This is a genomic window from Rhizobium sp. BR 250 (assembly GCF_047445855.1).
GTDB lineage: Bacteria > Pseudomonadota > Alphaproteobacteria > Rhizobiales > Rhizobiaceae > Agrobacterium > Agrobacterium tumefaciens_I.
This window is the reverse complement of sequence record NZ_JARWKW010000001.1, coordinates 585,122-595,277: the sequence shown is the minus strand read 5'-3', so window position 1 is coordinate 595,277 and position 10,156 is coordinate 585,122. Positions and strand designations below refer to the sequence as shown.

Annotated in this window: 13 protein-coding genes and 1 tRNA gene; 3 read left to right on the top strand and 11 right to left on the bottom strand. The window is 56.5% G+C overall.

All coding sequences use genetic code 11. The features are described 5' to 3' along the window. On the top strand, positions 1 to 266 hold a 266-nt coding region (locus tag QD336_RS02965; RefSeq protein WP_499169236.1), incomplete at its 5' end, for a hypothetical protein. 12 nt (positions 267 to 278) lie between these two features. On the opposite strand, the gene QD336_RS02960 is transcribed toward QD336_RS02965, so the two are convergent. Both QD336_RS02960 and QD336_RS02955 read right to left on the bottom strand, forming a co-directional pair. After that, complete coding sequence (locus QD336_RS02960) at positions 279 to 512, bottom strand: DUF3892 domain-containing protein (RefSeq protein WP_499169234.1); 234 nt, start codon at positions 510 to 512, stop codon at positions 279 to 281. 22 nt (positions 513 to 534) lie between these two features. Next, positions 535 to 816, bottom strand: a complete 282-nt coding sequence (locus QD336_RS02955) for a hypothetical protein (RefSeq protein ID WP_499169233.1) — start codon at positions 814 to 816, stop codon at positions 535 to 537. Between the two features lie 129 nt (positions 817 to 945). On the opposite strand from QD336_RS02955, the gene QD336_RS02950 reads away from it, so the two are divergent. Beyond that, positions 946 to 1,170, top strand: a complete 225-nt coding sequence (locus QD336_RS02950) for a hypothetical protein (RefSeq protein WP_499169231.1) — start codon at positions 946 to 948, stop codon at positions 1,168 to 1,170. 60 nt (positions 1,171 to 1,230) lie between these two features. Here QD336_RS02950 and QD336_RS02945 read toward each other — a convergent pair whose 3' ends face one another. The 3 genes from QD336_RS02945 to QD336_RS02935 form a co-directional block, all read right to left on the bottom strand. After that, on the bottom strand, positions 1,231 to 1,779 hold the full coding sequence (locus tag QD336_RS02945) for a hypothetical protein (RefSeq protein WP_499169230.1): 549 nt from the start codon (positions 1,777 to 1,779) through the stop codon (positions 1,231 to 1,233). Further along, a complete protein-coding gene (locus QD336_RS02940) occupies positions 1,776 to 2,921 on the bottom strand; it encodes a hypothetical protein (protein ID WP_499169228.1) in 1,146 nt (381 codons plus the stop codon). Before QD336_RS02940 ends, QD336_RS02945 begins: the two co-directional genes overlap by 4 nt. A 313-nt stretch (positions 2,922 to 3,234) precedes the next feature. Beyond that, positions 3,235 to 3,311: transfer RNA gene (locus tag QD336_RS02935), tRNA-Pro, on the bottom strand. Between the two features lie 230 nt (positions 3,312 to 3,541). Here QD336_RS02935 and QD336_RS02930 point away from each other — a divergent pair. Then, positions 3,542 to 4,078, top strand: a complete 537-nt coding sequence (locus QD336_RS02930) for a DUF1269 domain-containing protein (RefSeq protein ID WP_499169227.1) — start codon at positions 3,542 to 3,544, stop codon at positions 4,076 to 4,078. Between the two features lie 63 nt (positions 4,079 to 4,141). On the opposite strand, the gene QD336_RS02925 is transcribed toward QD336_RS02930, so the two are convergent. The 6 genes from QD336_RS02925 to uppC form a co-directional block, all read right to left on the bottom strand. After that, the gene (locus QD336_RS02925; RefSeq protein WP_499169225.1) at positions 4,142 to 4,786 is read right to left on the bottom strand and encodes a hypothetical protein; all 645 of its coding nucleotides are present in this window, start codon (positions 4,784 to 4,786) and stop codon (positions 4,142 to 4,144) included. A 226-nt stretch (positions 4,787 to 5,012) separates the two neighbouring features. Continuing rightward, on the bottom strand, positions 5,013 to 5,162 hold the full coding sequence (locus QD336_RS02920) for a hypothetical protein (RefSeq protein ID WP_499169223.1): 150 nt from the start codon (positions 5,160 to 5,162) through the stop codon (positions 5,013 to 5,015). A 77-nt stretch (positions 5,163 to 5,239) separates the two neighbouring features. Then, complete coding sequence (uppF, locus tag QD336_RS02915) at positions 5,240 to 6,481, bottom strand: polysaccharide biosynthesis O-antigen ligase family protein UppF (protein WP_269343808.1); 1,242 nt, start codon at positions 6,479 to 6,481, stop codon at positions 5,240 to 5,242. Further along, positions 6,478 to 8,031, bottom strand: a complete 1,554-nt coding sequence (gene uppE, locus QD336_RS02910; protein ID WP_499169221.1) for a polysaccharide biosynthesis glycosyltransferase UppE — start codon at positions 8,029 to 8,031, stop codon at positions 6,478 to 6,480. The genes uppF and uppE overlap by 4 nt, the downstream gene beginning before the upstream one ends. 222 nt (positions 8,032 to 8,253) lie before the next feature. After that, on the bottom strand, positions 8,254 to 9,396 hold the full coding sequence (gene uppD, locus QD336_RS02905; protein WP_269343804.1) for a polysaccharide biosynthesis type 4 glycosyltransferase UppD: 1,143 nt from the start codon (positions 9,394 to 9,396) through the stop codon (positions 8,254 to 8,256). 16 nt (positions 9,397 to 9,412) lie between these two features. Then, complete coding sequence (gene uppC / locus QD336_RS02900) at positions 9,413 to 9,985, bottom strand: polysaccharide export protein UppC (protein ID WP_003502309.1); 573 nt, start codon at positions 9,983 to 9,985, stop codon at positions 9,413 to 9,415. Between the last annotated feature and the right edge of the window lie 171 nt (positions 9,986 to 10,156).

Genomic DNA, 10,156 nt, shown 5'->3' with positions numbered 1-10,156 from the left:
CGCCAGGCTGTTCGGCAACCTATCGTTTTCAGTCCGCGCGCATCGAGAAGGAATGCGCGTGCTGTGGTGAAGGGTTCGTGGCAAAGATTTCCACCGCCATGTATTGCTCCAACGCGTGCAAGAAGCGGGCCTTCAAAGCGCGGCGGGCGAATCCTCCTGAGAAGCGTGGCCTGATCCAGGCAACCCCATCAGAGTCGCCAGTCATATTGCTTTTATTGCCGCTGACCGCCGCCGCGTTTGATGGGTGGTTCAGACGGGCAGCGTGACTCTCATCTCGACTATGCTTTTGGAAGATTGTCGAGATTGTCAGTCTCTTTACCGTTGGGATCGCTGCGGAGAAATTTCTTGTTCTCTCCCTGCACAGCGTGGACGTCCTTAAGGCCGCCTCGCTCAGCAATTTTAACGGCCTGATCTAGCGGCGTCATGCGCGTATTCCCATCGATCAAAACGTGAGTTATGTCTCCGTCTTTATCTTGACGGACCTTTGTCACCTTGCGTTTGTCTGTCGCCATGTTCCCAGCTTCCCTAGCCGCGCTACTTATTCCATTTATCTTGAATGAAATCGCTGGCTTCATCTGACAGGTTATTCCAAGTCGCTATATTGTTCGTAGCGTCCACGACGTAAACCGTGTCATTTTTGTCCATCGCAGCCCAAACGCGTTCGCGCGCTTGTGCGGCCGTGAGATTTGAATTTACATACCAAAACGATTTGTGAACCTTGGCCCAGTTTCCAAGGCCTTTGATTACTTCGATGACTTTTTCGTAGTTCTGTCCAGGATTGTTCAAGTCGTAGGAAATATGCAGATTATTCGCCATTCGCGCTTTGCCCCATTAATTAAGCAAAAGTTAATCTGCCATAGGTCGCGCTCGAGTCAATACTCAACGTATAGTCGCGCTGCAGATTTGCAGGTTGACGGCCGCCGGCCGATTAATGACCATGGCGCCATGGACGCCATCATTCACGCCGGATTTGAATCCGAGGAACTCACCGTCGAGCGCGACATGACCGTCAGCGAGTTGATCGACATCATCGTTGAGCACGTCGATAGCTTTCAAGAAGCAATGGCAGCTGCCGAGATACTCAATCCGATCTGGAATTCTGGCAGCTACGAGGGAACCGGCTGGCGCGTTTGGTTTGTGAGACCAGAGCCCACACCTATCCTACATTAGCGTTTGAAAAGGGGGAGGTAGGACGGTTCCGTCATCGGGCAGTGGCCTATCTAACGACTGTTACGAATTCCTCAGATAGCGAACATAGCCGCCCAATTCCGACGATAGCTGTTCCATGTAAACCTCCTTCGCCGTCATGTACTGATCAAAATCAATACGGAAATTCCCATAAAAGCTCATCCATTCATCGGTGCCCCGCGCAGGCACTTTCTGAACGGAATAATATTTATTCAGTCGCGACAGCGTCTTTATATAGTTATTTAAGTTGTCGTTCGTTGCCGGCAGGAGCTGCGACACAGCTTTCAGCGATCCGATATAATTTTGGGCGTCACTACTATAATTTGAGTTACCTAGTGGTTGCCCGTCAAATATTAGGTTGTATTTCGCAAGCTGCTGGTCAAACTTTGTGTTTGCGACGACGGCAGCCTCGTACTGTTTCAAAATAAGTTGTTGGTGGTTTTCTCGAAACGTCCAAAAGCCGGTAAGCAACTGAAATGTAATCGTCAACGCGGCACCGATCAGGATGCCAAGAAGGCGCAGTTTTCCAAAAGACCACGCGAGGTTCTTCAACAACGTTATCCATTCATCTGCCGTTTTAGGCATTCTCATGGGACGACATCCACCGCAACGTTAGAGTGCGCACCAGTCTGATTGTGGACCTGCCGAAGCAGATCGCAAGTGCGTTGAAATTCTGGTTCGGCACTGAGAAACTGCAACATGCTTTCACTCAACTGACGGACTTCATGACTGCACAAATCCGCAACACTTAGAACCCGGCTGTTGGTGACCTCGATAGTGGTCGCGCCGTTGAATGCGCTTGCATCGAAGTTCACGGCTACCAGCACGCCCAATATAGTCGCAATGACGAGTGGCGCAATCGTCTTTGCCATCACAAGTAGGTGGCCAGGTGAATTAATATTAATTTTCACTTGAAGATCGTCGCCATCGACCTGCAGAAAGGCAGCCTCTTCTATTCCCACGAGATCAGGTCTAGAGGTGCCGTGTTGTAATCGGTCAATGTTTTCCGCCACCATCGTGATCAGTGCGCTAAGCACGTTGTTATCAAATGGTTTGAAGTCGGGCTGTGTCGTGATGATGCGTGCCGCGAATTCGTCATCAAGGACGTAGTCATCAAACCCGAGCTCGAAAATCCGTTGCTTTACGGCTTTGTTGTAGACTTCAGCAAAACCAGTCGGGGCCTGTGACAAGTCGATTACAGCGCGTGGCAGCGCAGCCATAGGTACAAGTTTGTAGTAACCGAACCTTCGTCCGTCAAACTCGTAGCTATCAAATCTTTCAGCGCCAGGAATCTTCTTTATTCCAGATGAAACCGGAAGAGCTTCCGCGACAATAGCTTGACTAAAGTTGTTGGGGTTGGGAATGACAAGAATGTCTCCCTCTTTTACCTCTTGGAAATAGCTTCGGACAATGCCTTCAATCTGTGCGTGGCCGGGCGTTTTGGGGGCTTCAAGGTAGGCTGCAACGGTACGCGGTGGGCGATCACCCCGGTTCTGAGCAGAGGTCGTAAGCCATGTTTTTAGCGCCCGCGACCGCTTAATCTTGGCCTCAAGGGCACCTTCGGGACCAAAGTCAGTCTCAAGATTGAGATCAAGATTTGGTAAGTCTGGGCCGATAGCCTTAGCTTCTTCCACTCGAGTAAATAGGTGACCCTTTTTACCCGCTCTTGCCAAGAACACTCTGGTATCGTCGCTGATGATCCGCGTTCTGAGATCGACCTTGAAATTGGTCACTTACTGGCCCCCCGCCGTTGGTTGAAACGACGCCCTAACACAACTCTACATCACGTTGCTACATGAGTCGTTGCGCAGGTACCATTTTTTAGTGGAAATATTTTATAGCGAGACTGATGCCAACGATCAGCTTGATATGCCGCAACGCACCAACCTAACGCGCACCTTTCGTGAGATATGCGGCAGGAGAAAATAAAATCTGTGGAGGACGTGGGTAACAGCAATCTTTGGCCTGTTACCCTTTACGTTACCCTGAAAGAAACCTGGGGGATTTCTTTCTCGTCAAAGACCCTTGTAAGTCTTTGAAAATTAATGGTCGGAGCGGCGGGATTCGAACCCACGACCCCTTGACCCCCAGTCAAGTGCGCTACCGGGCTGCGCTACGCTCCGAACCTGAAAGCCGTTTATATATAAGCCAGTTAGGGCGCAAGCGGAAAATGGTCTTTTCATAAAAAAAGGAGCAAAGGGTGTGGACGGCGGGGAAGGGAGCGAAACGGGACGAGGTTTCCCGGCGTGAGAGGCCGTCAAACGCCTGACACATCCTCTTTTCATCATTGCCGGAACAAGCCGCCCGCTTCGGCGTTCAATCGCAGCGGAATTGAAACTCAGGGAGACGAATTATGTCTGAACTCGTCGTTGTTGGTTTTGACGGAACGGAAGAGGCCGATCGGGTCCTTCTGAAGCTTGCAGGCCTGAAGAAGGAATATCTGGTCGATCTGGAGGATGCCGTGGTTGTCGTGCGCGATGAAAACGGCAAGGTGCATCTGAAGCAGAGCGTCAATCTGACGGCGATCGGCGCAAGCTCCGGTTTCCTGTCCGGCGGCCTGTGGGGCGGTCTCGTCGGCCTGCTGTTCCTCAATCCGCTGGCGGGTTTTGCCATCGGCGGCGCGATTGGCGCCGGCACGGGCGCGCTGGCGGGATCGTTGACGGATTTCGGCATCGATGACGATTTCATCAAATCGCTCGGCGAGACCATTCCCAACGGCTCTTCGGCGCTGTTCGTGCTGATCCGCAAGGTGCAGCCGGAAAAGGTGCTGGCGGAACTCGAAGGACTGCGCGGGCGGGTCATCAAGACCTCGCTTTCGCCGGCGCAGGAAGCACAGCTGCAAAAGGCGCTTTCCGGCGGAACCGAACCAGCCGCCGCGCCCGCCGTATGAATGGGTGAAGTCAGGAACGCTGCGGCATGTTTTACGCCGCAGCGGTTCGTTCAGCCATGTGGCCTATACCGTCAGGGTGCCGTTTTTCGCCTGTGGCCAGGTGAGATAATAATAGCGGCTGCCGACGCTGCCGAAAAACGCATTGTCGCCGGAAATATTATCGACATAAGCGCCGCTGGCGCCCTTGGCATAGGCCGTGCCGTCGCGTTTGAGATGGTCTTTCAGAAAATCGCTCCATCCCGTCAGGGCGATCTCGGTGGCGGGCTTGGACGTGGTTTTCGTATCGGATGCCACATCCCATGCCTTGATCTGCGTCCCTTCGGCGGGATCGGAGACCGTGAGCGTGCCCGCCGTCAAAGCTTCCAGCATGGCCTTGGCCTGTGAAGCCTTGTCGGGATCCTTCGCCAGTTCCTCCAGCATCTTCTTCAGGTCCTTCATGAAGTCGGCCTTGCTGATGTCGCCGGAAGAAGGCTGCGTATCCGTACCGTCGGTCTGGGTATCGTCGCCGGAAGCCTGGCCATATTGCGCCAGAAGCTGTGCCAGCCGGGTATTGGTGGAAGAGGAGGCATCGAGCCCATAGGAGCCAAGGAGAGCTGTCCGCGACGAGGAGGATGCAGCGGCGGAATTGGTATCCTCCTGCTCCTTGATGACCTTGAGGGCGAGCTTGGTGGCGGTGAGGCGTGTGGAGAGGTCGATGGAGGAGACCATTGCGCTAACTGTTTCCGTGATCGGGCGATACGCATCATTCGTACCGAACCGGCTCGGCGGGCATCGATCCCGCCTTTCGTCTCCTCTCATAAGGAGACCGGGCATATCCCGGCCGTCTTTCGGCTTGGGATACACTCGGTCTTAATGGCCGGACTTTGCGCGACGCTTGCGTAGGTAAAGCGAAACGGCCTGTCCCAAAACCGTTGCCCGGTTGTGGAGACGTGCGTCAATTCTCCTGAACAGAAACGCCGTTCGGGCCGATATTCATTTCGATCCCCTTCGGCTTGCTCTTCTCGTGCCAGACATAGATGCCAAGCCCTGCGACAACTACGATGAGCGCGCCGATGATGAGATAGAGATTATTGGTCCGCGTCATGGATGTTTCCCCGTTCGACAATCAGAATCGGGGGCTAAACGCATGAAATGGTGTAAGGTTCCGTAAGGGTAAGCGTTTTACGCGGCGCGTGCGCGCCGCCGCAGGCTCTCGCGTTTTTCCAAGGCCATGCAGCCCCATAATATGCCGAGCAGCAGGAAGAAATGTCGCCAGTGGTCGGTATCGATGACGGCGCCGATCATCACATGCCCGACGAAGGTCACCCACGAAATGATCAGGAACGGTTGCCAGGGCCGCGGGCGCAGCAGCTGCCGGAAACCGGCGGCAATCGTCCAGCAGATGAGGGTGAGATAAATGACGAAGCCGAACCAGCCATGGGTGGTGAGACTCTTCAGCCAGATATTATGTTCGGCGGCGGGAAAGATATTGTCGAACACCATCGGGCCGATGCCGAGCGGGTGCTCCATGGCGAGCAGAAAACCGAGATAGTGGCGGGCAAAACGCCCGAGATGGCCACCATCATAGGATTGCACCGCCGATGCGCGGCTGGAGAAGAGATCGGCCACCTGCTTGAATTGCAGCGCGACGATGACCGCGGCGACCATCAGGCCGGCGGCGATGAGAAACAGCACGAGGATTTTCAGGCGAAAGGCGGCTGTACGCTCCTTCAGCAGCATGACGAAGACGAGCAGGATGGTGGCGAACAGAAACAGGCCCCAGGCGGCGCGCGAAAACGACAGGAACACGCCAAGCGAAAGGATGAGCAGCCCGGCGATCCGCCATGGCGCATGCACCGCCTTGCCGGTCAGCAGGCCATAGATGAGGTAAAGCGACGGTGCCACCAGAAAGGGACCGAAGACGTTCGGGTCCTGAAACGCCCCCTTGGCGCGGTCGTAAAGGGTGAAGACCTCGAAACCCGGAATGGCGTGGAAATAGCCGATGATGCCGAGCAGCGAGGTGATCAGCGCCGCCGCCAGCCAGGCGCGGAAGATCAAAAGCAGCCGCTGGTATTTGTCCTCCACGATCGCCGCATAAAAAACCGAGGTCAGCGCCAGAAAGGTTGAGACGGCAAGGTAAAGCGGCCCCTCATCCAGATCGGCCATGGTGGTGAGCGAAAGATAACCGCCGACGTTAAAGGCAAGCAGCAGGCACAGAAGCAGGACAACGGTGCGCGACAGGCGAAGGCCGAGCAGGAACCACAAGGCCACCTGTCCCACCATCATCAGCTCGTAGGGCGCCGGTTCGGAGATGACGAAGCCGGAGAGGAACACGCCAAACGCGATAAAGAACGCACCGATGAGCCGCATGGTGGCCAAGGGCGCGTCAAAATCCGCCGTGTGCTGATAACCGGTGTGGGTCAATAGGCGTTTTCCGATTTGAGCAGCCGGATCGGCGTCAGGAACAGGATCTTGAGGTCGAGAAACAGCGACCAGTTCTCGATGTAATAGAGATCGTATTCGGTGCGGAACTTGATCTTGTCGCCATGGTCGATCTCGCCGCGCCAGCCATTGATCTGCGCCCAGCCGGTAACCCCGGGCTTGACCTTGTGGCGGGCGAAATAATGCTCCACCACCTCGGTATATTTCAGGTCTCCCGTCTGGGCGTGGACGGCATGCGGACGCGGTCCGACCAGCGAAAGATCGCCGTAGAGAACGTTGAAAAGCTGCGGCAGTTCGTCCATCGAGGATTTGCGCAGGAAGCGGCCGACCGGTGTCACGCGCGGGTCGTTCTTGGTAACGGCTTTTTTCGCCGTGGGATCGCTGAGTTCCGTGTACATGGAGCGGAACTTCCAGACATTGATCGTTTCATTGTTGAAGCCGTGGCGCTTCTGCTTGAAGAGCACCGGGCCTTTCGAGGTCGCTTTTACGGCAATTCCCGCAGCCAGCATCACCGGCCAGAAAAGGGCGATCCCCATGACGCTGAAGGTGATGTCGAACACCCGCTTCGCCACCGAATCCCAGTCGCGGATCGGCTTGTCGAAGACATCGAGCATCGGCACCTTGCCGACATGGGAATAGGCACGCGGGCGGAAACGCAATTTATTGGCATGGGCCGCGATGCGGATATCGACCGGCAGCACCCACAGCTTGCGCAGAAGCTGGAGAATGCGCGCCTCTGCACTGAGCGGCAGGGCGATGATCAGCATGTCGAGCTTTGTCAGGCGGGCGAATTCGACGAGTTCGGCAAAGGTACCGAGCTTGGGGTAACCGGCGACGACCTCGGGAGAACGCGCGCTTTTCCGGTCGTCGAAGATGCCGCAGATACGGATATCATTGTCGGACTGCTGCTCCAGGGAGCGGATAAGATCCTTGGCGGTATCGCCGCCGCCGACGATGACGGCACGGCGCTCCATGACGCCGTTGCGGCCCCAATGGCGGATGGCAAAGCCGAGGATCAGCCGTCCTGCGAAGATCGCAATGGCGCTCGTGGCGTACCAGATGGCGAAAGCCTGCCAGGAATGCAGCGTATCGGGAAAGAAGAGGAGGAGGAAACAGGCAATACCCACGAAGGAGAGGCAGACGGCGCCCTGAATGCGGGCGAACATCTTCAGCGGCGTACGCAGCGTCGGAAGCTGGTAGCAATCCCCCGCCTGCAGAAGAAACACGCAAAGCGCCGCACCCAGCACACCGCTGCCGAAAACCTTCAGAAAGGTTTCAAGGCCACGATCGGCCGCAACGCCATTGATGATGGCGGCGATGACCACGAGCATCGTGAATTCGAGAAGCCGCAACTGGCCGATGACCATGTTCGGCGAATGGTTGCCGGCGCGAAGCTGGTTGGCGATCTGCCGCGCCAGCGGATTGAGGACAACGGGTTCGGATGCCGAAGACAACCCGGCTTCGTAGTCGGAGATTTTCTTGCGCAATGACGCCAGATCGAATTGCAGTCTGTCCTTGTCAGTCTTGGTCATTGCTTTGGTCCGCACCCTCCAGCGCATCGGCCCGAAAGTCGCATTCGATTTTCGACCGGACGATACGCAACCTCAAAGTGGTAGAGCCTCCCGGTCACGCCTGGATGGGCGCAGGGGGCTCCACGAGCTGGAAACTAGCCGAAACATGCTAAGAAACGTTTATGATGAATTTCTACAGGACGGCTGGAATATACAATTAAAAATCGTGTTTTTGAAATGACTTTAGGTGGTCAGCAGGTCACGATAGAGTTTCATCATCTCATCGGCCATGACAGGGGTTGAAAATTTCGCCTTGAAGCTGTCGGGATGGGGCATGACCCGCTTCGCCCAGTCGCCGTCTTCGGCGTCCCTGACCATGATCTGCGCCAGCGCATCCGCATTGCCCGCCGGCACGAGCGCTTCGCTGTCTTCTCCAAGAACTTCGGGAATGCCGCCGACATGCGAGGCAATGACGGTTTTGCCTGCCGCCAGCGCTTCGAGCACGATATAGGGCATGGCTTCGGCACGCGAGGGCACCACCACCGTCGTCGCCAGCTCGAATGCCTGTCTGGCGGGCATGGCGGCATGCATCGAAATCCGCCGGGAAAGCCCGGCCTTGTCGATCATGGCCGCATATTTGTCCCTGTCCGGCCCGTCGCCGACGATGACGCCCGACATGGGTTGGCCGATGCTGCGTTCCATCCTGGCAAATGCGTTGATGAAAACGTCCGGTCCCTTCAGGTCACGCAACATGCCGATATAGAGGAAGCGGGCGGCACCTTCGCGGGGAGGGACGGTCTTGAATTCACTCTCCTGGACGCCGTTATAGATCATCGCCGTGCGGGTGCGCGGCTTGCCGACCTTGGCTTCGTAGGTCGCCTGCTCGAAATTGCAGACGAAACAGAGCGCATCGGTGAAATGCTCCTGAAACCGCTCCAGCCGCAGGAAGATCTGCCCCTTCAGGCTGTTGCGGGCATAATGCAGGCTGCCGCCGTGCGGCGAATAGAGGCGGGCTACGCGATACCTGTTCGCCCGCAGGAGTGAGCCGATCAGCCGGGCAAGAGCGCCACCCTTGGCGCTGTGCCCGTGCAGAATGTCCGGCCGCAAACTTTTGATGTGGTTATAGGACTTGTAGAGCGCCGGCAGGTCGCCGGGGCTGATGGAGCGACGGATGGGAAGGCGGATAAGGCCAAGCTCCAGCATCGGCGCGATCTGTGCGAAAAGCCGTTCCTCATGCGCGCCGCCCGTCGAGCTGTCGCAGACGATGCCGACCTTGTGGCCCTGCTTGACATGTTCCTCGATCAGATCGCGCACATGGCGGAAAACGCCGCCAACCGGGGAGCGGAAGCAATGAATGATGCGCAGGGGAGGGCCGTCATCCGACACGTTCGCCACTCCGTTTTCAGAAGAAGCGTTCGCGTACATAGACGGTGTCACCCGCCAGAATGGGTGCGGTGATCCCGATCCGACCGGTCATCACCTCGGCATTGATCTTGCGGGTGATGTCGACATCGGCCTGGTTGGCGCGTGGGGTGAAGCCGCCGGCAATGGCGATGGCGTTCTGCACCGTCATGCCCGGCACGTAGGAATATTGGCCGGGACGACCCACTTCACCCATGATGAAGACGGGGCGATAACGGTCGATTTCGATCGTCACGTCGGGGTCGCGCAGATAACCCTGGCGCAGCTTGGCGGCGATGGCGGCCTCGAGCTGCGGCAGCGTCTTGCCGCGGGCCGGAACCTGGCCGACGAGCGGGAAGGCGACGTAACCCGCCTGATCGACGGTATAGGTATTGGTCAGCCCTGCCTGTTCGAAGACATTGATGCGCAGCCTGTCGCCGCTATCGACGTGATAGGGTTGCAGCGCCGCCTCATTGAATGAGCGCGGTGCGGGTTGATATGCCGCGCAACCGGAAAGGGCCGTCAAAACGGCAAGCGTCAGTGCGGTGACATGTCGTGATCCGGCGAGCGGCATCTCATCTGGCTCCGAGTCGATCTTTGATCATTCTTATCGTTCTGTTAGGGTTAATGCGCGGTAAACAGTCGGCGCGAGCGATGGTAATAGAGGCTTTATTTTGTCGGATTCGCCGAGATTAACGGTTGTGTTACCCGCAAGACTTAAACTTCGCGAAAATTGGCCATCTAT